General features: G+C 35.2%; 20 protein-coding genes and 1 other annotated feature. Of the genes, 11 read left to right on the top strand and 9 right to left on the bottom strand.

Annotation, left to right across the window (positions count from 1 at the left end; all coding sequences use genetic code 11):
- Window positions 1-9 precede the first annotated feature (9 nt).
- The 5 genes from NST63_RS24910 to NST63_RS24890 all read right to left on the bottom strand — a co-directional run bounded on the left by NST63_RS24910 (window position 10) and on the right by NST63_RS24890 (window position 8070).
- Window positions 10-2802, bottom strand: a complete 2793-nt coding sequence (locus NST63_RS24910; RefSeq protein WP_341044002.1) for a DEAD/DEAH box helicase — start codon at window positions 2800-2802, stop codon at window positions 10-12.
- Window positions 2795-4360, bottom strand: coding sequence for an SWIM zinc finger family protein (locus tag NST63_RS24905; RefSeq protein ID WP_341044001.1), 1566 nt, complete (start codon window positions 4358-4360; stop codon window positions 2795-2797). The genes NST63_RS24910 and NST63_RS24905 overlap by 8 nt, the downstream gene beginning before the upstream one ends.
- Before the next feature lie 43 nt (window positions 4361-4403).
- Window positions 4404-6065: an alkaline phosphatase gene (locus tag NST63_RS24900; RefSeq protein WP_341044000.1), complete on the bottom strand. Its 1662-nt coding sequence runs from the start codon at window positions 6063-6065 to the stop codon at window positions 4404-4406.
- A 116-nt stretch (window positions 6066-6181) separates the two neighbouring features.
- Entirely contained in the window at window positions 6182-7396 is a 1215-nt protein-coding gene (locus NST63_RS24895) for an efflux RND transporter periplasmic adaptor subunit (RefSeq protein ID WP_212945110.1), read from the bottom strand.
- Between the two features lie 14 nt (window positions 7397-7410).
- Window positions 7411-8070, bottom strand: coding sequence for a hypothetical protein (locus NST63_RS24890; RefSeq protein ID WP_212945111.1), 660 nt, complete (start codon window positions 8068-8070; stop codon window positions 7411-7413).
- Window positions 8071-8219: 149 nt separating this feature from the next.
- Here NST63_RS24890 and NST63_RS24885 point away from each other — a divergent pair, with 149 nt between their 5' ends.
- The 9 genes from NST63_RS24885 to argS all read left to right on the top strand — a co-directional run bounded on the left by NST63_RS24885 (window position 8220) and on the right by argS (window position 17718).
- The gene (locus tag NST63_RS24885) at window positions 8220-9263 is read left to right on the top strand and encodes a nitronate monooxygenase (protein WP_436580366.1); all 1044 of its coding nucleotides are present in this window, start codon (window positions 8220-8222) and stop codon (window positions 9261-9263) included.
- A gap of 312 nt (window positions 9264-9575) precedes the next feature.
- On the top strand, window positions 9576-10199 hold the full coding sequence (locus tag NST63_RS24880) for a YhbD family protein (protein WP_212945113.1): 624 nt from the start codon (window positions 9576-9578) through the stop codon (window positions 10197-10199).
- A gap of 15 nt (window positions 10200-10214) precedes the next feature.
- Window positions 10215-10931 (top strand): polymer-forming cytoskeletal protein, encoded by a 717-nt coding sequence (locus NST63_RS24875; RefSeq protein ID WP_058005299.1) that lies wholly within the window; start codon window positions 10215-10217, stop codon window positions 10929-10931.
- A gap of 29 nt (window positions 10932-10960) precedes the next feature.
- Window positions 10961-11665, top strand: a complete 705-nt coding sequence (locus NST63_RS24870) for a hypothetical protein (protein ID WP_058005300.1) — start codon at window positions 10961-10963, stop codon at window positions 11663-11665.
- 18 nt (window positions 11666-11683) lie between these two features.
- Window positions 11684-13207 carry an MDR family MFS transporter gene (locus NST63_RS24865; RefSeq protein WP_341043998.1) on the top strand — a complete coding sequence of 508 codons (1524 nt, stop codon included), beginning with the start codon at window positions 11684-11686 and terminating at the stop codon, window positions 13205-13207.
- Between the two features lie 95 nt (window positions 13208-13302).
- On the top strand, window positions 13303-13452 hold the full coding sequence (locus NST63_RS24860) for an Lmo0850 family protein (RefSeq protein ID WP_169792996.1): 150 nt from the start codon (window positions 13303-13305) through the stop codon (window positions 13450-13452).
- 309 nt (window positions 13453-13761) lie between these two features.
- On the top strand, window positions 13762-14745 hold the full coding sequence (locus NST63_RS24855) for an ABC transporter ATP-binding protein (RefSeq protein ID WP_341043997.1): 984 nt from the start codon (window positions 13762-13764) through the stop codon (window positions 14743-14745).
- Window positions 14723-15496, top strand: coding sequence for an ABC transporter permease (locus tag NST63_RS24850; protein ID WP_212945116.1), 774 nt, complete (start codon window positions 14723-14725; stop codon window positions 15494-15496). The genes NST63_RS24855 and NST63_RS24850 overlap by 23 nt, the downstream gene beginning before the upstream one ends.
- Window positions 15497-15561: 65 nt before the next feature.
- Window positions 15562-15775 (top strand) — a binding site (T-box leader).
- A gap of 257 nt (window positions 15776-16032) precedes the next feature.
- The gene (gene argS, locus NST63_RS24845; RefSeq protein WP_341043994.1) at window positions 16033-17718 is read left to right on the top strand and encodes an arginine--tRNA ligase; all 1686 of its coding nucleotides are present in this window, start codon (window positions 16033-16035) and stop codon (window positions 17716-17718) included.
- Between the two features lie 35 nt (window positions 17719-17753).
- Here argS and NST63_RS24840 read toward each other — a convergent pair whose 3' ends face one another.
- The 4 genes from NST63_RS24840 to NST63_RS24825 all read right to left on the bottom strand — a co-directional run bounded on the left by NST63_RS24840 (window position 17754) and on the right by NST63_RS24825 (window position 22816).
- Window positions 17754-19112: a hemolysin family protein gene (locus NST63_RS24840; RefSeq protein WP_212945118.1), complete on the bottom strand. Its 1359-nt coding sequence runs from the start codon at window positions 19110-19112 to the stop codon at window positions 17754-17756.
- 45 nt (window positions 19113-19157) lie between these two features.
- A complete protein-coding gene (locus NST63_RS24835; protein WP_212945156.1) occupies window positions 19158-19559 on the bottom strand; it encodes a MerR family transcriptional regulator in 402 nt (133 codons plus the stop codon).
- A 662-nt stretch (window positions 19560-20221) separates the two neighbouring features.
- Window positions 20222-21403 (bottom strand): FtsW/RodA/SpoVE family cell cycle protein, encoded by a 1182-nt coding sequence (locus NST63_RS24830; protein ID WP_212945119.1) that lies wholly within the window; start codon window positions 21401-21403, stop codon window positions 20222-20224.
- Between the two features lie 117 nt (window positions 21404-21520).
- Window positions 21521-22816: a hemolysin family protein gene (locus NST63_RS24825; protein ID WP_212945157.1), complete on the bottom strand. Its 1296-nt coding sequence runs from the start codon at window positions 22814-22816 to the stop codon at window positions 21521-21523.
- A gap of 304 nt (window positions 22817-23120) precedes the next feature.
- Between NST63_RS24825 and NST63_RS24820 the strand changes: the two genes are divergently transcribed.
- The gene (locus tag NST63_RS24820) at window positions 23121-23888 is read left to right on the top strand and encodes a hypothetical protein (RefSeq protein ID WP_212945120.1); all 768 of its coding nucleotides are present in this window, start codon (window positions 23121-23123) and stop codon (window positions 23886-23888) included.
- A 428-nt stretch (window positions 23889-24316) separates the two neighbouring features.
- Entirely contained in the window at window positions 24317-25381 is a 1065-nt protein-coding gene (locus NST63_RS24815; RefSeq protein ID WP_212945121.1) for a D-alanine--D-alanine ligase, read from the top strand.
- Window positions 25382-25451 lie beyond the last annotated feature (70 nt).

The following is a 25451-nucleotide window of genomic DNA, read 5'->3' as shown; positions in this document are numbered from 1 at the left end:
TTATTTGTTTTATGAAAGGGAAAGTAATTGTTGTAATTCTACATTTGAAAGTTCTGTAATCCAATTATCACTTTGGATGATCTCATCATTTAGCGCTTGTTTCTTTTCGAGCATGGCATCAATCTTTTCCTCTAGTGTACCGGTTGTAATAAATTTATGAACGTGAACAAAACGGTTTTGACCTATCCGATAAGCACGGTCAGTTGCTTGATTTTCTACTGCTGGGTTCCACCACCGATCATAATGAATGACATGATTGGCTGCAGTAAGGTTTAACCCTGTACCTCCCGCTTTTAATGATATAAGGAAGATTGGAAATTCGCCATTTTGAAACGCCTGTACATATTCGTCTCGTTTTGCTTTCGGCATACTTCCATTTAAAAATGGGACATTTAGTTGGAAATGCCGTTTTAGTGTTTGTTGAATAATTTTCCCCATCCCAATATATTGGGTGAAAATTAAACAGCCTTCCTGCGCCTCTAAAATTGTTGAAAGAAGCTCGATAAGCTTTTCAATTTTGTGGGAACGTTTTTCAATATGCTTAGGTTCCTCTTCTTTTAAATATAAAGCTGGGTGGTTACATAATTGTTTTAGATGGCCTAACATTTTTAAAATGAGCCCTTTCCTTTCAAAGCTTGATAATTTGTCAATTTCATCAAAAGTATCGCGAATAAGCTGTTCATAGAGAGAGGCTTGTTCGGTCGTTAACGGACAGTACTCTTTCTCCTCAATTTTATCTGGTAAATTGAGTTCGACTTCAGGATCTTTCTTTGTCCTTCTTAGTAGGAACGGTCGAATGATTGTTTGTAGTTCACGTATTTTTTCTACAGAGCCATCCTTCTCAATTGGTAAAATATATTTTTTTTGAAATTGAGAGAATGTCCCAAGGAATCCGTGGTTCGTGAAGTCAAATATCGACCATAATTCGGATAAACGATTCTCCATGGGTGTTCCGGTTAATGCGATTTTGTGACTGCCTTTTAATTTACGGATAGCTCGTGATTGCTTTGTCCCTGCATTTTTAATATTCTGGGCCTCATCAATGGCAATCGTACTCCATTCAATAAGTGATAAATCTTCAAAATCAAGATGGGATAAGCCATAGGTTGTTAAAATGATATCAACATTATGAAGTGACTGAATAAATCCATCTCCTTTAAAACGGTTAGGACCATAATGCAATACTACATTCATATTTGGGGCAAATCGCTCAAACTCTTTTTGCCAATTTCCAAGCACTGATGTTGGACAAATAATTAGTGCGGGTCCATTTGCAGGAGTGGTTTGCTTCACATGTAATAAGTATGTAAGTAACTGAACCGTCTTCCCAAGACCCATGTCATCAGCTAAAATTGCCCCAAATTGGTATTTTCTTAAAAAGGTTAACCAACTAAATCCTTGAACTTGATATGGACGTAATTCGCCTTGAAAATCCTGAGGAATAGAGGTCTCAGGGATATTATTCATATCGGTCAGTTGATTTATAAGTGTTTTAATAGACCGGTTTAGTTCAATTTGTATTTTAGCAAATGCTTTTGGGTCATAATCCTCCACTGCTTCCTCATCATTTTCTATGAATTCTTGTTCAAGAATGTCACGAACTCTTAATCCTTCTTTCTGAGCACGTTGCATGAGCTCTTGTAACTGTCTAATCATTTTAGGGTCTAATCTTACCCATTCCCCATTGACTTTGATTAATCTCCGTTTACTTTCAATCATTTGCTGAAATTCTGCCTCGGATAGTTCCGAACCGTTAACAGATAAACGCCAATCAAAATCTACCACTGCATTTAGTCCGACAAATGACGGTCGGTAGCTAGCGCTTGATTGTTTTACTTTTGCTTTGAGAGTGATTTGTGCATCCTTCATAGCTATCCACCAAGATGGTAGTAAGATTTCAACACCTAGTACTAGAAGTTTCTCACTGACATCGGTTAAAAAACTCCATGCCTGATCCTCGTCTAGCTGGTCTGTTAATCCGTTTCCATCTTTTAGCCAAGGAAAAAGCTTGATCCACCTAAGCTGTTCTTCTATTATATCTTCTTGAAATTTTCTCCACTTATCAGGATAATTTGTTATTGGATATAAACGATCCGTTATTTTACGATCGCGGAGAATTGTTTCTAATTTCCAAGGCTCATCTTCCATTTCGGGCTCTGTTAAGCGTAATCCGATATGGAAGGGTAACTTATTTTCTAATGCCACCCACTGTTGAAAACTCTGGTCACTAAAATAGGAAGTAAGCTCCTCTGGTAATAAGTTTGAATGGATTAAAGAGGATACTTTCTGCTTTAATTTTGGGTTTGATAAATAATAGTTTTCAACTGCAGATTGAAACCAATGTTCGACCATTTTTAATACAGTTGTGTCATTTATTGTCTGAGTCCAGAACGATTCATGGAAGTCCTCCTTCACATAAGGGGGTAGTGGCCACTGGATGACCGGATCAGTTTTAGAAAAAAGCGGGGAAAAGGACCCAGAGCGTATAGCTTCATACATTGTATAAGCAACACCAAGAAACATTTGTCCTACTTCATCCCAGTCCCATTGAATAATGGAGCTGAAATTTTCATTTGCTAATAAAGTTAAAAGCTCCCAGCTATTTAATGTAATGCCATCTACACCTTGTAATGTTTCAATATCCAAGGAAGTTCCAAAATAGCTTTCTTTATGCCATATAAATAATTGTTTTCTCCAATCATTAGGGTGAACAAAGGATTGATTTATATCTTTGACATAGATAAAGAACCGTCCATCTTCTAAAGGTTTGATTTGAACCTTTAGCATCATTGTTTTAAGCATCGATCAATTTGCCCCTTTTGCATTCTTCATGAAACGCACGTAGTCTCTTCGTCTTAAGTAATAAATTTTCAAGATAAGTATCCCAAAAATCCGTCATTTTTTCCTTTTTATAGATAGTCCTAAGTTTTTTTAAATATTTTACCGCTTTTTTATATGAGTCCCTATTACGATTTGAAATGGAAAATTCCACTGCATCGTGATAAAGTGGCATAAGTAAACTAGGATTATTTTTGGAGATAATATCCAATTTGCCACGATCGATAAATTCTAACTCGATCCCTTTATACTGCTGTAATTCAACCCATTCCTTATATTTTTCTTGTCGAAATAAATGATCACTAAATTGATAATAAGTATGGGGTAATGCTTGGATATAGATTTTTTCTAATAAGAGTGGGTTCTGATCTGCTAAGGAACCCTCATCAATGTTTTGAAAAAATGAGCGAATAAAGACAAGACGGTCATATTCATTTTCCGTTTCTAAATACTCCGGAATAAATGCAGATATTGTATTTACGTATTGGTAAAATCGGTCCTGAGGTTTTTGTTCACTTAAATACTTAAGCCAGTATGATGAGAAATATGAGATTTCTGATCCGTATTTTTGTATCTCATCTAATGCGAGATTGTCATAACCACATAGAATCGAAATATGTATGTAGCCAATTTTAACACGTTTGGATTGATCGTCTTCCATAATGTCATTTAAGCGTTTATGCTCTAATTTGCGCCAAATGGATTGTTTAAATAATAATGTCCATAACAATTGATATAATTCAACAAGTTCTAATTCATAATATGTAGGTTCTTGTAGTAAAAAAATACAGTCCTCACGCAAATACCTTAAATACTCATCAAATGCGAAAGGTGCTGCCGCTACAGAGAGAACTTTTAACGCTTCATCTGCTTCATCCAGCATATAATCAAAATATCGCTTGAATGTTCGTATATGCTGAGAAGAGCAAATGCTATTTACGATTTTTATTGACTCATACGCTGCAAATAGCTGGAATAGTGGTTTCCATTCTCGTAGAGAAGGGCTCGATTCAATCAAACTTCGATATTTATTCTTACACGAAACCTCCAATACAAATTCATTGTTTATATCAATTCCTTGATAGGCTTGTTGGAAACGGTTTAACCAGCTTTCTACACCATCATCTACTCCAGCAGGAGTTTTTGCTTTTAATAAGTCACTCCCTCTTTTCATTCCTTGTAAAATCTGTTTGGATGAATCGTTCTTTTTCCAATCCTGTACCCATTCAAAAACACTGCCAGTTTCACTATAGGTAGAAAAGAAAAGTGCCAGCTGATGGCGGCAGATCCCTTCTATAGGGCAAGAGCAGTGGCTAGAATTTAAATCATTTTGCAAGACAACCTCTACAGGGGTTACATCTTGTACTTTAGCAGTTATTGACGATTGAGATGTTTTCTTTTGATATACAAGCTGTTGCCGGTATAACAGCAATCCTTTTTGGATAAGTTTCTGATGATTTTCATTGTTAGGATCTAATGCTTTTTGCAATTCTTCTCCTATTAGTTTGATATCTACTGGCAAATAAAACACCTCCTTATTAAGTTAATGTGACAATACATTCCCTTTATGGTATAGGATGAGGGAGTGGACCCGCACCTTTTTGCTTTTCTAAAATACTGATCCAGAACTTATTTCCGTTACAAATAGTAATTCCATCTAATTCTACAACATTTTCATTGAAAACTTTAATATTTTTGTTTGCAGGGTATTTGATTGTTTCATTGTTTTTTTTAGCAATAAATACTGGATTTTCTTTATTAGAGCGATCGATTTTAGTAAGATATCCCTTTTTTTCATAATAGTCCGCGGCATCAACAAAAAGAAGTTTGTTTAGTTTTTGAAAGGACTCAACCTGTAAGAAAGAAGCGATTATTTTGGGAATTTTTGTATTGTTAATTAATCCTGTGGGTTTATTTGGTCCATAAGCATATAAGAATACATCTTCACCGGTATGTCCCTTAGTAGTAAAGCCTAAATTTGCCCGTTTGGCTAATTGGTTAGCCATTTCATCTTCTAGATTCTTGGCTGTTTTTAATCGCTTATAATCTTGCTTTGAAAGTGGGTTTAAGCCATAATCTTGTGCTATTTTCTTTAAGTTTGATTTATCCTTTTTTAATCGGGAAATGGAGCCTGCTAAAGTAAATTTAGCTTTTTTTAATGGATCAATAAATTTTGATACAGGCATTTTATAATAAGAATGATTCGTATTAGTGTTTCCCATCGTTAGCCCGCTATTTCCGTGATCCGTTACAGCGATTAAAAGGGTATTCTGATCTCTTTTTGCAAAATCCAAAGCTTCTTTAACTGCTGAATCAAAGGATAGAACTTCACTTATCATCCCAACTGGATCATTTTTATGAGCTGCCCAGTCTATTTTACTCCCTTCTATAAAGAGAAAGAAGCCGTTGGGATTTTTTGATAATACATTGATTGCTTTTTTCGTCATTTGTGCTAACGAAGGTTGCTGAGGAGCTAAACGTTTGCGGTCAAACTCATATGCAATATCCTCTGTAGCAAAAGTACCCCAAATTTTAGAACTGGATACAGAATTGAGCTGTTTTTTTGTTTCGATGTATTGATATCCTTTCTTTTTGAGTATTTGAATTAAATTTTCTCCATCTTTTCGATACAGTGGAAGTGTTGACCCTATTCCAGATAAGTGTTGTGGTAAACTACTCGGGTTCGTTGATTTTGGAAGAAGGGCCATTTTGCCCCCACCTAATACAACATCCATGTCTTGATAAACCTGTTGTTCTGCAATGTCATCATAATCATTTCTTGAGTTAGAATGCGCCGAAAATGCTGCAGGTGTTGCATGTTGAATAGGGGATGTAGCAACAATTCCTGTGGCCATTCCTTTCTGTTTCGCTGCTTCCAGTATAGTGGATGTTGGACGTGCAATAGAGCCTATTTCTCGATCCATATAAGGAATCATACCAATCATATCCTCGACAGTTTTTTTACTTGTGGCCATTGCAGTTGCGGCAGCAGCTGAGTCAGTAATTCCGGATCGTAAGGAGTACGTCTGTACACCGCCTACAAGAATACTGTCAAGCGCAAGTGGATGACCTTTAAACCAGCGAGATAATGTAATTACATCTGAATTAGTTCCATCCATGACCATAAATATCACTTTTTTAGGAGTTTGTTCACTTGCTCTTGCGAAGAATGGTGATGAATAGAAGAGTAACGATAATAAAGATAATACCGATAGCAATATTTTCATAAGGTGCCACCTCATCCGTTTTATTCTTTAGCTTTTGAGGTTGGCGCTAAAATATTCTTTTATGATGCCATATGTTAAAAAGAATAAGAGCGCCATCTTTTTCAGCGCTCTTATTCTTATTTTTGCATTAAACCAATCAGTATATATTTAATCGAGGATTTTAATCCAACTGTTTTTATTGCTTGCTTATCTATTTTAGTGATGTTTAGAGACGTAATAAATTCCCCAGGTTTCTTAATTTGATGGGGTTTTGTGATATATAAGTCACCAATATTTGCTCCATCTTTAATTTGTTGCTTTTTATCAACTTGCAATCCTTTTTGAATTTCCTTTTTCTTGATTAGACCATGGTCTAATGACCAAATAAATTCTTTATTTTTCTGATGGACGACGCTATTTTTTTGTATAACCTTAGCATCTTTTATTTCTTTTGTAATAATGTTCGACTTTACATGGTAGCCAACCTGTAATTTAGAATTGGGTTTATCTAAAGCTATTTCGTAAGGATAAACTGATTGTTTATCAACTTCTGGATCATTCTTTGGAGTAGTTCCTACTTTTTCTATGACGCCCTTCATTTTACCTTTTATAAGATGGGTGGTAGTTAGCGTCTGCATCCCACTTTTCACTTTTGACTGCTGTTGTTCTGATAAATACCCTTGAATAATAGGTTGCGATGAAACGATAGTAATGACCGGATTATTTAAATCGTAGGCTACTTTTTTAACGATCCCTGCTGTATCACTAACGATAGTTAAATTCGATGCTTCATCATTATAACCTGATTTTTGATCATTGTATTGATCGATACGCTGTTCGAGCTTTTCTTTTGTAAGTTCCTTATCGTTTATCTCCAGTTTAATGGAGTAGGACGCAGTTTTGGGTACTACTTGAATTTGATCATCCTTGTTTTCTAAGGCTTTTTCGTCTGTTTCAGCAGAAGATAGCATTGCCTCTAGGTTCTGGATAGATGCATCAATACTTTCTATTTCCTTCTCTAAGCGTTCAATTTCTGCATCAAGCAATTTTTGCTGCTTTTCTATAGTAGAAGTAGAGTATTCGAACAAAGGGGTTCCTGTCTCTACTACGTCGCCTTCCTTTACTAAAAACTGATTAAAACCTACCTCTTTATCTATATATACATGATGTGTTTCAGAAGGGATAACTACTCCATTACTTGAGAATGATTGTACTAAACTCTCTTTTTTTACCATATCCCACTTTGGAACGAAGTGTAATTGAGCTACTTTACTATCTTTCTTTTCTAGTAAAAAAAGGTTTATCCCTATGAAAATAATTGCAAGAGCAAGAAGATATGGCCATTTTTTCATGATCTTCACCAACCTTATAATAAGCGATAGAAATCGATATAAGTAAGTAATGCAGAAATTCCCCAAAATAATAGATTGATAATGAATACTATTGCGAATAACGGTAAACGTTTCATTTCAGACAGGACTCTCAATCCCGTAAATTGAATATACATTCCCCAGATTTTAAAGATAGAAATACAGCCAAATAAGGCAATGAGAAAAGGTATCTTCGTGATATATTGTCCAATGATCCCGAAAGAAAGTGGAGAGGAATACCAATCCAAATGAAGCAATAGTAACAAGGGGATGTAGGTTATTTGCTCAATTAAGAGGATGAACAGGACAAATACCTGTAGAACAACTAGCTTATAAAATGATACTTCTGTCATCATATTGAATAATAATGCTGGTACAAATAATATGCAGGAGGCATATGCTATTCCTGATAGTAATTTTCCTATAATAAATAGAGCTTTATGCCATTCGTAAATATTTCTAGGATCTAATGTTAATGTGGTCGAAATTGAAGAAGAACCGATTCCATAGTATCCTTGAACGGCGAAAATGACTGTACTAAGGAAAAACAGTAATAGTATTCTCCATTTTAGGCTATAAATGGTTTCAGCTTTTTGGAGTTGATAGAAAGTCGTAGCTGGTTTGAATAAATGAAAAATTCGAGATTGATAGACCATAAATGAACCTCCGATAGGTAGAATATCTACCATTATTCTAGCTTACTTTACATAAATATTCCATTACTTCTAAAAAATAAGCTAAAAGAAGGAGAAAATGCTCGAAAAGTGTAAGATATGTAATAAACTCAATACTTTTAAATAAGGGGATGGACGTGATGCATGAGTGGATGCAAAGAATATCTGTTAAATATCCTATTGTACAAGCACCAATGGCAGGAGGAATAACAACACCACAATTAGTTGCTGCTGTATCGAATGAAGGTGCTTTAGGAATGATAGGAGCGGGTTATTTGAATGCGGATCAGACAAGGCAAATAATACGTGAAGTAAAAAGTTTAACTACTAATCCATTTGGAATCAATTTATTTGTTCCGGAACAATGTGTTGCTACCGATGAAGAAATACGGATGGCGGATAAGCAATTGCGAATCTATCGAGAGGAATTAAAGATTCACGATTTGGGCAAATTCACCAAGCCTAAACAAGCATATGAAGAACAGATAAGGATTATCATAGAGGAGGAGGTACCTGTATGCAGCTTTACATTTGGTCTTCCAACTGAATCTATAGTTAAGAAATTAAAAGAAAAGGATATCTTGTTAATCGGTACGGCTACTACAGTGAAAGAGGCACAAGCCATTGAAGCTGTTGGATTAGATATTGTGGTAGCTCAAGGAAGCGAAGCAGGAGGTCATCGTGGTTCGTTTTTAGAAAGCCCAGAGAAAAGTGGAATTGGACTTATGTCTTTAATCCCTCAAATTAATGATCATGTGACTATTCCAGTGATTGCTGCTGGAGGAATTATGGATAAAAGAGGTTTGAAGGCAGCTACATGTCTAGGTGCTCAAGGAGTACAAATGGGTACAGCATTTCTTACTTGTAAGGAAAGTGGCGCTCATCCACAGCATAAAAAAGCGATTATTCAAGCTACAGAGGATGAAACAGTCCTTACCTCTGTTTTTTCTGGAAAGTATGCAAGAGGAGTAAACAACCATTTTATTCAAGAAATGAGCAAGAAAAAAGATGCACTATTATGTTATCCTTATCAAAATGAACTAACAAAGGATATCCGAAGAGCTGCTGGGGAACAAAACAATCCGGAATTTATGTCACTTTGGTCAGGGCAAAGCCCGAGACTAAGCAAGGAAGAAACTGTTGCAGAGCTTATTCAGAGAATGGTAAATGACTAAACATAATATAAAGGTAATAGAATAAAACAGTGTAACAGTCTTTTATGAAGGCTGTTTTTCTTTGGCTTTATTTGTATAGTCTGTTGCTTGTGTAAAAGTCCAATTGTTGGCTTTTATACTCAATAAAGAATCCAGAGATATTATGGAGTCTTCAGGTATTTTCTAGGATTGTTGAGTTAAGTATACATAGTTAGATTCATTTAACCATGCGATATACCTGAATTTAAATTAGGTTAAAAATTTATATAAAAAATTATTGTCAAACGTAACAGTGTTATGTTACATTATTTTCATGAAAGGAGTCGTTAAACAATGAGTCAAGATTTAATTTCAAAAAAGGACTTATTAGACATGACTGGAATATCTTATGGACAGTTATACAGATGGAAGCGGAAAAATCTAATCCCAGAGGAATGGTTTATTCGAAAATCAACCTTTACTGGGCAGGAAACCTTTTTTCCGAAGGAGAGAATTCTTGAAAGAATTGAAAAAATTCAACTGATGAAGGAAAATCTTTCTCTAGATGAGCTGGCAGATGTATTTTCTCCTGATCTCACAAAGTTAAGTCTTGATGAAGATGAAATGATTAAACGAGGTATTGCTTCAAAACTAGTCATAGACTTTTTTATAGATAACATGGGTCAAATGAAGGAGTTTTCATTTGAACATACGCTAACTATTTATATTCTTGAAAAGCTATTGGAATCTGGAGAGATTAATCTTGACGAAGGGAAAATCGTTTTGCAGGTATTAACAGATTATTATTTAAAAGTAGATCCTAAAACTGCAGAGCTCATATTTATTCGCAAATTTGGAATGTCTTCATGCTTTTTAGCTTCAAATAGTGATGCACTTTACTTTGAAAGTGGGACCAAAATGGTATCTCGCCTTTCGTTATCTAGTTGTTTAGAGGAATTAAAATCAAAATGGATCTAACTGGAGGGGCAAAAGATGGGTGTTGAAAAAAAGGATTTAATCATTAATGGTTTTGGAAGTTCAAGCGGGGGGAGCTTTGATGAGGTTAGTGTAAATGGAAAGGGGACCGTTGTAGGTGATATTGAGTGCAATAAATACGATTGTAATGGTCTTGGCAATGTAAATGGAAACGTAACTGCTGATCGAGTACAAATAAATGGTAAAGGTAAAATCAATGGAAATTTAGTGGGCAGAGATATAACGGTAGATGGTCATAGCACTTTAGGTGGAGATGTTACTTACGAATCTTTTAGGATCTCTGGAAGCTGTTCAATCGGTGGGATGGTTAAAGGAGAACGTCTTAAAATAAATGGAAAGGCTACTATTGGAGGAGATTGTGAGACGGAGGAATTCGTATCGGAAGGAATTTTTAAAATTGGTGGCCTATTAAATGCAGAAGATATTGACATTACTTTATATGGAGAATGTATGGCAAAAGAAATAGGCGGACAATCGATAAGGGTTAGGCAGAAATCGTATGGTTTGATAAAAATCTTTAAAACTCTCTTTCCCTCACGATTAGTGGCAACAGTCATCGAAGGAGATGACATTTATCTAGAAGGTGTTCGAGCGAAAATAGTAAGGGGTAATAATGTTGTGATAGGGAAGGACTGTGAGATTGATTTAGTTGAATATTTCGAGGACTTTACCAATACAAAAGGGTCCAAAGTGAAAGAACATACGAAGCTGTAATCAATGAAAATAGGAAGTGGGGAGAAGAAATGGAACAAAGGAACATCAATATATTTGGATCAGGAAGTAGTGGAGGCGGACATTTTGACAAGGTCAAGATTAAAGGCGATGGATCGATTACTGATGATATAGAATGCCTGCAATTTAAAGTTCATGGCAATGGTTCATTATTAGGTAACGTGAAGGCACAAGCATTTGCAGCATATGGCACTGTTGAACTGCATCAAAATATAAAATCAGAGATTATTAAAGTTTATGGATCGATGGATGTAGCTGGAGATATTTCTGGTGTAAAAATTTCCATTCGTGGGACTGGGGATGTAGCTGGAAATATACTTGGTGAACAGCTCGATGTAAAAGGAGGCATATCAGTTAAAGGTAACTGTGAGGTAGAAAACCTACAATTGGATGGTGGGTTTGAAATTGATGGTCTATTAAATGCTGAAAAAGTCAATATTGGTATGAAATTTGGAGACAATCGAGTGTCAGAAATAGGCGGTGAAACGATTTCTATAAAGAGAAGGTCAACGTTTCTTGGGATAGGAAAAGGTGAGGGGACTCTATCAACTGAATTAGTAGAAGGTGATCATATTTATCTAGAGTACACAACTGCCAAAGTTGTGAGGGGGAAAAGTGTCGAATTAGGACCCGGCTGTAATATTGAATTGGTTGAGTATAAAGAAAGTCTTAAACAGCATAAATCAACAGAAGTAAAAGAGAACAGATTGCTATAAAAACAAGGAGTTGAATGTATGGTAAATAAAAATAGTAAATTAGGATTTGTCGTAGCAGGTCTATTATTAGGTATACTCATGGCTTCGATGGATAATACAATAGTTGTTACTGCAATGGGAACCATTGTCGGTGATTTAGATGGTATAGACAGTTTTGTATGGGTGGTATCTGCTTATATGGTAGCTGAGATGGCGGGAATGCCTATTTTTGGAAAGCTATCAGACATGTTTGGTAGGAAACGATTCTTTATTATGGGCTTAATAATATTTATGTTAGGTTCCATTCTGTGTGCAACAGCTGGAAGCATTACGCAATTAAGCATTTATCGTGCTATTCAAGGGATAGGTGGAGGTGCATTGGTGCCCATTGCCTTTACGATCGTCTTTGATATATTTCCACCAGAAAAACGGGGGAAAATGGGAGGTTTATTTGGTGCAGTTTTTGGCCTTTCCAGCATTTTTGGTCCATTAATTGGTGCTTATATTACAGATTATATTAGCTGGCATTGGGTGTTTCTGATTAACCTTCCCTTAGGTATCTTAGCTTTAGTATTTGTCATAGTATTTTATCAGGAATCAAAGCTACATGTACAACAAAAAATAGACTGGTGGGGTGCCATTACCCTTGTTGGTGCAGTTGTTTGCTTGATGTTTGCCCTAGAACTTGGTGGTAAAAAGTATGACTGGGATTCATCGACGATTATAAGCTTGTTTGCGGGGTTTGTTATATTAGCATCCATCTTTATCTTGATTGAAAGAAAGGCATCTGAACCGATTATATCTTTTCCGATGTTTCAAAAAAGATTGTTTGCTGGTAGTACAATCGTAGCCTTATTTTATGGTGCAGCATTTATGGCCGCAACTGTGTATATTCCCATTTTCGTGCAAGGTGTGTACGGTGGAAGTGCAACCAATTCAGGCTTAATTCTCCTTCCAATGATGCTGGGTTCTGTTGTTACAGCCCAAATAGGGGGATTTCTAACAACAAAAATGCGTTATAGAAATATTATGTTCCTTTCAGGGGCGATTATGATCATTGGTATTTTATTATTAACAACCTTAACACCGGAGACAAAAAGATACATGTTAACTCTTTATATGATTATTCTAGGATTAGGTGTTGGCTTTTCTTTCTCTGTCCTACAAATGGCTGCCATTCATAGCTTTGGAATGGAGCAACGGGGTTCGGCAACATCGACAAGTAACTTTGTTCGTTCGTTAGGAATGACGATCGGAATAACGGTTTTTGGTATGATACAAAATCATGTATTTACGAATAAAATGGAAGTTGCATTCGGAAATATGGGTCCAATGCCTACTGGTACTTCAATAGATCCTAATGCAATTCTAGCAGCAGATGCAAGGAGCCAGATGCCAGCAGAGATTCTTGAGAAAATAACAACCAGTCTATCGTCATCAATTGTTCAAACCTTTATGTGGGCATTAGTCCCTGCTGTTCTTGCTTTTATTTTCATTTTCCTAATGAGTAAAGAAAAGATGGTGTATCATACAAAATCAGATGTAGAAATGGTTAAGAATTAAACAAAAAAATATTAAAATTTTTTGAAATCAATATACATCGCAGTTTGTTTAGGGTAAAATATGAGGAGATGTTATATTTGAAGAGGTGATCTTCCTTGAAAAGAGATCATGATCAATTAAAGAAAGTCATTGCAAACTTTGCGGAAATTGGGGTAAAGCTTTCAAAAACGAAATCCCGACTAGAAATCTTCAAAGTGCTGGGCGAAGTTAAAAACATCCCTAAATATCCGAAATTACATCATTAAGATAAGATAAACTAGACAAGATTGTCTAGTTTATTTTTTTGTTCTTAATTCATTCATTTAGCTTGCAGACTGTTCCCACTCATTTCACTAAAAACTTCATAATGACTGCTACCTTTATTGAAACAATAAATGAGAACAGCATTTTTTAATTAAGTCATTCTAAGCGTGTTAGTCCTTGAGAAAATGATAGTTTGGCTGGCTTTTATAAATGTAAAGAAGGTCTGATGGAAATTCCGCCTCTGGATGGAAAACATTTGAAAATAATATTGTATAATAAATACAGAAAATTCAATCTAAAGGGGTGCGGGAATGGAATATATTATCGATATTCAAAATCTTAAAAAGAGTTATAAGAAGAGAAAGTCGAATGAAATTATTGAGGCTGTGAAGGGTATATCTTTACAGGTTAAGAAGGGAGAAGTTATTGGCCTATTAGGACCAAATGGAGCAGGAAAAACAACGACGATCAAAATGATGTGTGGTCTGTTATTACCGAATGAAGGATCAGTAATTATTAATGGAATAAATATGGCAAAGAATCGTTTGAAAGCACTTCGACATATTTCAGCTGTATTAGAAGGAAATAGAAATTTATATTGGCGATTAACGGTACGAGAAAACATGGAATATTTCTCGGGAAATCGAGGAATGTCGAAAAAGGAGATATCAGCACGGATTGATGACTTGTTAGATCGACTAAATTTAACAGAAAAGTCGAATGAAATGGTTAATACATTATCAAGAGGGATGCAACAGAAACTATCTATTGCGATTGCAATTTTATCAGATACAGAAATTATTTTTCTTGATGAACCAACATTAGGATTAGATGTTGAAATTAGTTATGAAATTAGAAAATTATTAAAGGAAATCGCAAAGGAATATAATAAAACAATTCTACTTAGCTCACATGATATGCCTGTTGTACAGGAGATTTGTGAAAGAGTAATTATTATTAACAAAGGTAGAATTGTTACGGATGATAGTGTAAACAATTTACTCTCATTATTTGATACGAAGGCATATTCATTTACATTAGGAGCTACATTACCTGAAGAAGATCTTAATAAAATGAAAGAGCAATTTATTGTACATATAGATACAAATGAAAATGGTCAATCAATTATTACGGTAACCATTCAACACAGTGATGATTTTTACAAGGTGATTGAAATATTTAAAAACAGAAATATAGCGATAGAAAAAATTGACCGTTCTATCATCGACTTTGAACAGGTCTTTATGAAAATTGTTAAGGGGGAGTTCAGTGATGAAGTGGCTGTATCTGTTTAAAGCGAATTTCCGAAGGGAGTATATTTATTTAAAAAGATATTTACCGAATACAATTAGTGAATTAATTACTTTTTATGCGATATTCTTATTTTTGTTTTTTGGTATACAAATTGTAGGTGATCCATCCACTGTAGAAGTGAATGTACAAAATACAATTGTTAACTATTTATTTTGGTTTTTAGCTATGATGGTGATGCAGGGAATTGGTTGGAGTATTATGAATGAAGCACAATTAGGAACTCTTGAACAGCTTTATATGTCGCCGATGGGAGCATGGAAAATTTTACTTTCACGGATTGTTTCAACAACAATCATTCAGTTGATCATGATTATTATTCTCCTGTATTTATCGATGTTAACGACAAATACATGGCTGAACGTAGATGTATTATCGATTATTCCGATATTGATCTTGACATTGGTAAGTATGATCGGCGTAAGCTTTATGATTGCTGGATTAGCGATCATTTTTAAGCAAATTGGTTCCTTTCTGCAAATTTTTCAATTTATCTTAATGGGACTAACCTTTGCTCCAGTTTCAAGTATGCCATTTTTAGTCTTTCTGCCAGTAGTTAAGGGAGTAGATATGTCGAGAGGAATAATGATCCATAATTATGGATTAGGAGATTTTTCATTAGGAGACTATACAGCTTTAATTGTTAACGCAGTAGTCTATCTAATTATTGGTATCACAGTTTTCAAACGATGTGAAAGAACAGCTATGATAAAAGGAGTATTGGGGCAGCATTAATTCAATAAATTTAAAAAACTTCTTGCATTATAAGTATTAACCATGTAATATTTAATAAAATTTCAAAAAAATCAGTGATGAAGAGAGTAGTTTATCGCAATTCAATTAGCGAGCTGGGGATGGTGGGAGCCTAGTATGAATCGATAAATGAAGCGCACTTCTGAGATGCTAATTCGAATACGTATTAAAGTAGAGTTAGTCGGGAGCTCCCGTTATAAGGTAAAGTGGTCGGTAATTTGAACAAGTAGAGTGGTACCGCGGGTTTAGCTCGTCTCTTATTTTATAAGAGGCGAGCTTTTTTATCGTTAATATTTTCTATCCCGAGAAAAAGTCCGTGCGGAACGGGCGGTAATCAAAGAGAGTGAATGAAACCCGAGAGCGTGGGCAACACCGATTCATATTAGGTTGCCTCCTTCAAATCACTGAGAAATGAGCTGTAAATTTCAAAGGAAGCCTATATTAGGTGTAAAAGCCTGCAGTAGATCTTCTTTTACAAAAGCAACAATTAAAAGCCCTAAGAAAAAGGAGGAATCTTTATGGATTTAAAAGCATTATTCTCAACTAAGTTAAGTGAAATTTTAAAAGGAAGTTTAACTACTAAAGAAATCTATAGCCTGATAGAAACTCCAAAAAATGATGAGCATGGAGATCTGGCCTTTCCCTGTTTTCAACTGGCTAAAATACAAAAGATCTCACCGATTGAAATCGCCAAACAACTAGCTTCTCGAATAAATGATTCAGTGTTTTCAAAAATCCATGCTGTAGGGCCTTATGTAAATATATTTTTCTCTAAAAAAGAGTTAGGGAAAGCTATAATAAACCCGATTCTTCATCAAGACCAGAATTATGGCAGTAGTGAAATTGGTAAAGAAAAGACGGTTGTACTCGATTTGTCATCGCCAAATATTGCTAAGCCATTTTCAATGGGCCATTTGCGGTCAACTGTTATTGGCAATGCTATCGCAAATCTAGCAAAAAAGTGTGGATACCGAACGGTGAAAATTAATCATATCGGAGACTGGGGAACTCAATTTGGAAAATTGATTGTGGCGTATCATAGGTGGGGTAATGAGGAGGCAGTTGCTGCTAATCCTATTGGTGAATTGTTTCATCTATATGTGCGATTCCATCAAGAAGCTGAGAAGAATCCATACCTAGAGGATGAGGGTAGAGCGGCTTTCAAAAAGTTAGAAAATGGAGATAGTGTATATTTAAAGCTTTGGGAATCATTTCGTAATGAATCCCTACGTGCCTTTAAATCGATTTATGATTTACTAGGGATAGAATTTGATTCTTTTCAAGGAGAAGCCTTCTATAATGACAAGATGGATGAAATTGTTCAAATGTTAAAGGAACAAAACTTGCTTGAATTGTCTGAAGGGGCAGAAGTAGTACGACTTGATGAACAACAAATACCGCCATGCCTTATCAAAAAATCAGATGGAGCTACACTTTATGCGACAAGAGATTTAGCCGCTGCTCTTTTTCGTCAAAGGGAATATAAATTTGATGAGGCCTTGTATATCGTTGGACAGGAACAGACTATTCATTTTCAACAAGTAAAAGGTGTGTTGAAAAAGCTAGGTTATGTTTGGGCAGAGCAAATGGAGCATATCCCCTTTGGATTAATCCTGCAACATGGAAAGAAAATGTCAACTAGAAAGGGGAGAGTGATTCTACTAGAGGATGTATTGAATGAGGCAATTAAGCTGGCTAAAAAGAATATAGTAGAGAAAAATCCCGGAATTCATGATCCAGATGAGGTAGCAAATGCAGTGGGAGTTGGTGCGGTTATTTTCCATGACCTTAAGAACGATCGGATGAATAATATAGAGTTCTCCCTTAGAGATATGCTTACATTCGAAGGGGAAACAGGTCCATATGTACAGTATACAAACGCGAGAGCTCATTCTATTTTAAGAAAATATAATGGTACAGATGTTTGTTTCGAAGGTTTAGATGATCATGAAAGCTGGGATGTTCTAAAATTGTTAAACGAATTTCCAAGAATCATTGAAAGGTCCTATAAACAGCACGCTCCATCTATTTTAGCCAAATATTTAATTCATGTAAGTCAAGCCTTTAATAAATACTACGGGAAGATTCGAATATTAGCAGAGGATAATCATTTACAATCTAGAGTATCGATCGTTAAGGCTGTTACCATAGTTTTAACAGAAGGTCTACAATTATTAGGTATGAAAGCACCGAAAGAAATGTAAAAAAAAAGAGGGTGACAATTAGTCACCCTAAACTTTTATATTGATGCTGCTTCAGAATTTGTAATCGGAAGCTGTGTTGGAAGCTTCATGTCTTGTGTGAGCTTTTTTTTCACCTCAACATATTTAACATGTAAATCTTCCATCTCTTTGATGATAAAATCAAAGTTCTCATATTCGATGATGTCCCCTTGTTTGGCTTCGTAATTCTCTGTTAATACCCATCCGCCAATTGTATCAATATCTTCATCATTTATATTCGTACCAAGGAGATCATTAACTTCTGAGACTAATACTTTTGAATCAATAATATAGTGATTTTCTTTTATTTTACGAACAAGTGGTACCTCATCCATATCGAATTCATCGCGGATTTCACCAACAATTTCTTCGATGATATCTTCTACCGTAACAAGTCCTGAAGTCCCACCATATTCATCGATTAATACGGCCATATGAATGCGTTCTTTTTGCATCATTAATAGTAACTCTTGAATAGGAATTGTATCAATTACACGTATAATTGGGCGAATATATGAATTAAGCGTCGCCTTATTTCGATCCGACTCACTAAGTAAATCCGTTAGTAATTCCTTCGCATTCACCATTCCAATTATATGATCCTTATCCCCATCAATGACAGGGTAGCGTGTAAAGCGTTCCTCACGAATTGTTTGTAGCAGCTCATCAAAAGAATCTTCTTTTGAAAGAGATGTAATTTCTGTACGTGGGACCATAATTTCCTTCGCAATTCGATTATCGAATTCAAATATTTTATTTACATATTTAAACTCAGATTGGTTAATCTCACCGCTCTTGTAGCTCTCAGAAACAATTATTCTTAATTCTTCTTCAGTATGGGCTAACTCATTCTCGTTAACTATTTTAAGACCAAATAATCTTGTTACAAGTCTAGAAGAAGTATTTAAAAGCCATACGAATGGGTAAAGAATACGATGAATTAAGATAAGTGGTCGAGACGTTAATAAACTAATGGTTTCAGCCTTCTGAATCGCCACTGTTTTAGGTGCTAATTCACCTACGACTACATGAACAAACGTAATTAGTAGAAATGCGAGAATAGTTGAAATTACATGTACAGATGGGCCGGTAATATGAATAAAGGAAAATACTGGCATTAACAGATGAGAAACCGTTTTCTCCCCAATCCATCCTAAAACTAAGGAAAGGATTGTAATTCCTAGCTGAACGGTAGATAAGTATTCATCTAAGTTAGATAGTATTTTCTTAGCTGCAAGAGCCCTCTTGTTTCCTTCTTCAACAAGCTGATCAATTCGTGTACTTCTTACCTTTACAATTGCAAATTCCGATGCAACAAAGAATGCGGAAAGTGCTATGATTATAAAAACAAGCACAAGCCTAAATATGTCGTCCAAATAAGTTTACCTATCCCGTAAGTAAAACGAGATAGGAGTCACCTCCTATTTTGTTAATAGATTTATAGATTGTTGTAAACATGTACTTTCTGATAGAAGTCTTTTGTAAAAAGATTCCTTTTCCTCTTGGCTCAATTTTTCAAGCACTGAAATTAAATCGGATAAGTCACTATTTAATTGTTTCATTTGATGATAGACAAAATCAAGGCGCTGTGTAAGCAACTTCTCATCTAGTGTCCTTCCCTTTTTTATTTCAAGTTTTTTTCGAATCGTATCAAGGGGTAGGGACAGCTTCTTACAATCTTCTATAAACTTTAAGTCATCTAGTGCTTCTGTTTCATAAATTCGATAATTAGACTTCGAGCGATTCGCCCGCAAAAGACCAATACTAGTATAATAATCGATTGTTCTTTTTGAAACATTTGCTAAAGATGCTAATTCGCCAATACGATATACAGCCCCATCCGATCACCCCTTCATATAAGTAATTAATACTATTATAAAAAAAACAAACCGTACAGTCAAACGTGATACTTTTTTTTGAAGTCTTATCATACTTTATTTTATGGGGGGAATTTGTACAGTATTCTTGCTTCTTTCCTATTTACATAGTTACTGTTTTGTAAAAATCCAACTGCCAGCTTCTACGCCCAATAAAGGATTTAGAGCGGTCTTATGAAATTTGCCGTTCTTTTCTCGGTGAAATGAAAGGGGCCCACCTAGATGTATCGGTGTTTTTCTCCTTCAAGGTAATCAAAGGCTTATAAAGGTACCCGTGCCGCCGGGATTTTCTTCTTTAGGGTAATCAAAGGCTTATAAAGGTACCCGTGCCGCCGGGAATTCCTTCTTTAGGGTAATTAATGGCTCATAAAGGTTCCCGTGCCGCCGGGAATTCCTTCTTTAGGGTAATCAAAGGCTCATAAAGGTTCCCGTACTGCCGTGAATTCTTTCTTTAGGGTAATTAATCGCCCCCAAAGGTACCCGTGCCGCCGCCATTTCCTTCTTTAAGGTAATCAATCGTCCTCTTTCAGTACCACTTATTGATACAAACTGTCCCCTTAAATAGCAACAATGTTTTAAAATAGCCCCTTCTATCAAGAAGGTAACATTTAGTTATCCGATGAAAACATATATTCTCTATGATAAAAACGAATACTAAAAATTAATCCAATTGCCAGCATATTCCCCATTAATGAGCTTCCTCCATAGCTAATAAAAGGAAGAGGAATTCCTGTGATAGGGAGCACCTGAATGCTCATACCAATATTTTCAAATACGTGAAAGGCAATCATACAAATGATCCCTGCACAAACATATGAATTAAATGGATCTTTTGTTTGTAATGCTGTTTTTGTTAAATGATAAATTAGAACGAAAAATAAACAGATAACAACACTTGCACCTACAAAGCCAAATTCCTCTGCTACGATACTAAATACAAAATCTGTATGCCTTTCTGGTAAATAGACCTCTTTTCCTAAAAAGCCCTTTCCGGTAATTTCTCCTGAACCAATTGCTGTCATCGCTCGAATCAAATGATATCCGTCTCCTTCAGGATCAATTGAGGGGTCGAGCCAAATATAAATGCGACTAAATTGATAGGCTTTGACACCTAAATATTTTTTTAACAAATCCGGTGCAAATACAACTAAGTATAAAATCGTTCCTCCAATAGATATAACAGAGGCGTATAGTGGGACAATAATCTTCCATGTTATTCCTGAGATTAAGATTAGACCTGAGGCGATTGCCATCATTACTAGGCTTGTACCGAGGTCATTATGTAAAACTAATCCAATTGGAAGAAGGGAGGCTATGCCGATCTTTAGTAGTAGGTAGAAATCAGTTTTAGCTGTTTTTATCGTATTTTTTTCATGGTGAGATGCGATGATATTACTCAGTGTTAAAATCAAAAAGATTTTCATGAATTCTGAAGGCTGAATTAAGCCTAATTTAGGAATTTGATACCAGCTGGCTGCACCGTTTCGTTCCGCAACTATACAGCCTTGCTGACAATGGGGAAGAACAATAAGTCCCAAAAGTAACATAATCCCAAAACCATACAAAATCCAAGATAATTTTCTATATTGACTTGGATCGAATAATAATGAAAAACCAATTACTCCAGCTCCAATGACATACCACATAGCCTGTGATTTAACAAAGTTTGCCCCATATTGATTATCTGTTTGTGCACTGTAAATTGACACAGAACTGACGATAAAAAATAGGAATAAAAGCAATACTAATGTCCAATCAATTTTATCTATTAATTTTTGTTGATTCTTCAAATTAATTTCACCTAATTTCTCCTAACACATCCATTTATTATTAAGACGATTAAATAGAGAAAAGGTTTCCTTTTTCTTTATAGATATAAAAGGATAAGCTTATTTAAGAAAATAACTTTATTGATTTTTTACAACTTCTACATATTGAACATGAGATTCCTCCATATCTGATACGATAAATTGAAAGTTCTCTAGCTCAATGATGTCTCCTTTGCGTAAATCATATTTTTTTGTCAATAGCCATCCACCGATAGTATCAATTTCTTCATCATATATATGTGTCCCTAGAAGGTCGTTAACATCCTCTACTAATACTTTTGCATCAAAAATAAAATGGTTTTCATTAATTTTTCGGATAACTGGAATTTCGTCTGAATCAAACTCATCACGAATTTCACCAACAATTTCTTCAAGAATATCCTCCACGGTTACTAGGCCAGCTGTTCCTCCATATTCATCTAGAAGAATAACCATATGTGTACGGTCTTTTTGTATTTTTGCTAAAAGCCCCTTGATTGGAACAGTTTCGATGACCCTTGGTACTGGTTTTATGTATTTTTCAATCGGATTATTTTCAAGACATTCGTTGAAAATACAATCTGTTAAGATTTCCTTAATATTAACAATCCCAATAATGTTATCTTTGTCCCCATTTGTCACAGGATACCTTGTGAATTTTTCAATTTTGACGATCTCTAATATTTCATCTATTGTAGAATCCTTTTCCAATGTGACCATTTCAGTCCGAGGTACCATAATTTCTTTTGCAATTCGATTATCAAACTCAAAAATATTATTGACATACTTATATTCGGATTGGTTTATTTCTCCACTTTTGAGACTTTCAGAGAGTATGATTCTTAATTCTTCTTCAGATGGAGCTAATTCATTTCCTGAAGCTGGTTCTAAACCAACTAATTTCGTAACTAAGCGAGAAGATTGATTTAATGCCCAAATAAACGGGAACATAATACGGTTGAACCAAACCAATGGTTTAGCAACGATTAAGGTTATTGCTTCAGTTTTTTGAATAGCATACGATTTTGGAGCTAATTCTCCTAAAACTACATGAAAAAATGTAATAAGTGCAAAGGAAAGAATAAATGAAAGAACGTTGGCTAGAGAAGCTGGGATTTTGATTGTTTCAAATATCGGCTTTAGTAACACTTGAACAGTAGGTTCACCAAGCCATCCTAAGATTAGGGAAGTAACTGTAATCCCTAATTGAATAGCTGAAAGATAACTGTCTAAATTTGATATCACCTTTTTAACTGTAAGGGCGGAAATGTTGCCCTCTGCAACTAATTGATCAATTCTTGATGTACGCACACGAACGATAGCGAATTCGGAGGCGACAAAGAAAGCTGTAATTGCGATGAGAATAATAATGATAATAAGATTTAGTATAGGCATAATATGAGGATTCCGTAACATGCGGTAGCCTCATTTCACCTCCTAGTTTGGCGTATATTAGACTTTTATCCTGTTATGGTTTGATTAAAACCTTTGCTTTTCTATGTAATATTCCCGAAATATTAAAGAATACTATAAATGATAAAGAACTGATCCAAAGAAAATTTCAAAAATATGAGGATTTATTTTATGAATTTGGTAAAATAAGAATATAAAAATGGATGGAAGAACAGTTTCAACATTGAAGCTGTTTTTTTACGTATCCCTAGGTGATGAGGAGATACATTTTTCGGAGGGAACCCAATTGAAAAATCATATTGCGAATCTGGGAGTCATCTATGCACATATGAATCATGTCGATCATTATGTTTTAACATATGGAATCGAATTTCATGAATTTTGCCAAGCTTTTCCGGATCTATCCAACCTTCTTTTGCTTCGTCATCGTTATGAGGACGGAAACTTTAATCTTCATACATTACTTGAATATGTAGATGCTGATTCCATTAAGCGGCTTATAGAAGATAATGTAGCTGCATATGGTGATTTCTGTTGGATTGATTTTGATGATGAGGAAGCCTTGAATAGGTTAGATGGACAGGAAATAGCTGAATTACTTTATTTAGGACATATTAAAAATCATTTGCGCATTCCATTTTACCGTAAGTTGAACAATCGTTTTGCTTATTTGTCTCATGAGGACGGCTGGCTTAATAAAACATATTATCGCACGATGGATGATTTTTATATAACTTTAGGAAGTTCAATTTCCATGAAGTTAAATGATAAAGGAGAAAAGACGTTTTTTGGGCGAAGAAAAAGGAAGGAAACTCCTGAGATTCCAGTAGAAATTCTTTATCCTTTCATTGAAGAAATGAAAGAAGGAATGATTATTTCGATTGAAAAAGCTGTACATACTAGAACCTCTGTAGAGATCCCAATCTGGGTTATCGGTGATTTTTATGATATGGAAGAAATGTATGAAGAGTATAAGGAAATACACGATCGCCCATTAGATGGAAAAATTGTTTTTGATCGCAAGGAGAAAGAATGGAAAGCTTATGTTAAATAAGAGCTGCCATTTTCTTTTAACGTATAAATGTTTAAGCATTAACATTATCTAAAATCATTTACTAGTTTAGACTTTGCTAGCTCTAGCGACTATCGACTAAAGTATCTACGCATGCTTCCTACGATAAGTCAACATCGATTCTTCGCTGTATTTCCTTTATCTTTTATCGAGAATACGAAGGTGAAATTGGCACTCCAAATTTTACTTATCGTACGTCGATGAACAAGGCGTCTTCTGCTTTTTTGCCCATTGACTATAATTTGGTCAATGGGTTTACTTATTTTTTTCTTTAAGCTAATATTATTACCGTCTAATACGGTTTTAGGCACAGATAAAGACTTTTTTCATAAGATGAAATAGGCATTTATCATGAATTTTTATAAAATTAGCCTTTATAATATAGTATCTAATGATGATGGGGGATTAACATGAAAACCAAACTTTGTTTACTTTATGGTGGTAAGTCAGCGGAACATGAAGTGTCATTACAAACAGCTAAGGCAGTCATTCAAGCTCTGGATCTCGAGAAATTTGAGATTGATCCAATTTTTATTAATGCAGAAGGGAACTGGATTAAGGGACCACAAATTGTTGGACCTGTAGAAAACGTAAAAGCTTTAGCATTTTCTAATGGTCAAGAAATGGTTCCAAACGCCCTATCTACATCATTAGGAGAAAATACTGGATATGACGTTATCTTTCCTTTACTACATGGACCTAATGGAGAGGATGGTACAGTACAAGGAATGCTAGAATTATTGAACCTCCCATATGTAGGGAATGGAGTACTTGCATCCGCTGCAGGTATGGATAAGGTCATTATGAAGAACTTATTCGCTCAAGCAGGACTCGATCAAGTGAAATATGTTTCTTTTATTCGAAGCTCTTGGGATCATAATAATGAGGAAGCTTACAAAAAAGTTGAAGCAGAATTAGGGTATCCGTGTTTTGTTAAACCGGCTAACCTAGGTTCAAGTGTTGGAATTAGTAAATGTACGAATCGTAAGGAGCTAGAAAATGCATTCATTGAAGCATTTCAATTTGATAGAAAAGTGATCGTGGAGGAAGGCATTGTTGCAAGGGAAATTGAATTAGGTGTTCTTGGCAATGATAACCCTGAATGCTCGGTGCCGGGAGAAATTGTTGCTAAAAAGGATTTTTATGATTATAAGGCGAAGTACGGCGATGAAGAAACAGCCTTGATTATACCTGCAGAGGTTTCTGCTCATGTGTATGAAGAGTTAAAGAGTATGGCGATAACAGCTTTTAAAGCACTAGATTGTTCAGGTTTAGTCCGTGCAGATTTCTTTGTTACGAGAGAGAATAGAGTTCTAATAAATGAAGTAAATACGATGCCAGGATTTACACCTTTTAGTATGTTCCCTTTATTATGGAAACATACAGGAGTAGACTATCCAGAGCTAATTGAACGTTTAATACAGCTTGCTATAGAACGCCATGAGGATAAACAAAAGATTAAACATAGCTTTTAAAAAAGAAAGTAGGATACCCTTAAAATATAGAGTTATTTAAGTTAGCTTACCCTTCTTAAAGTTTTTTTCA

The organism is Heyndrickxia sp. FSL W8-0496, from assembly GCF_038007825.1.
GTDB lineage: Bacteria > Bacillota > Bacilli > Bacillales > Bacillaceae_C > Heyndrickxia > Heyndrickxia oleronia.
Note: the sequence above shows the minus strand (reverse complement) of the source record. Positions and strands in the feature narration are given on the sequence as shown.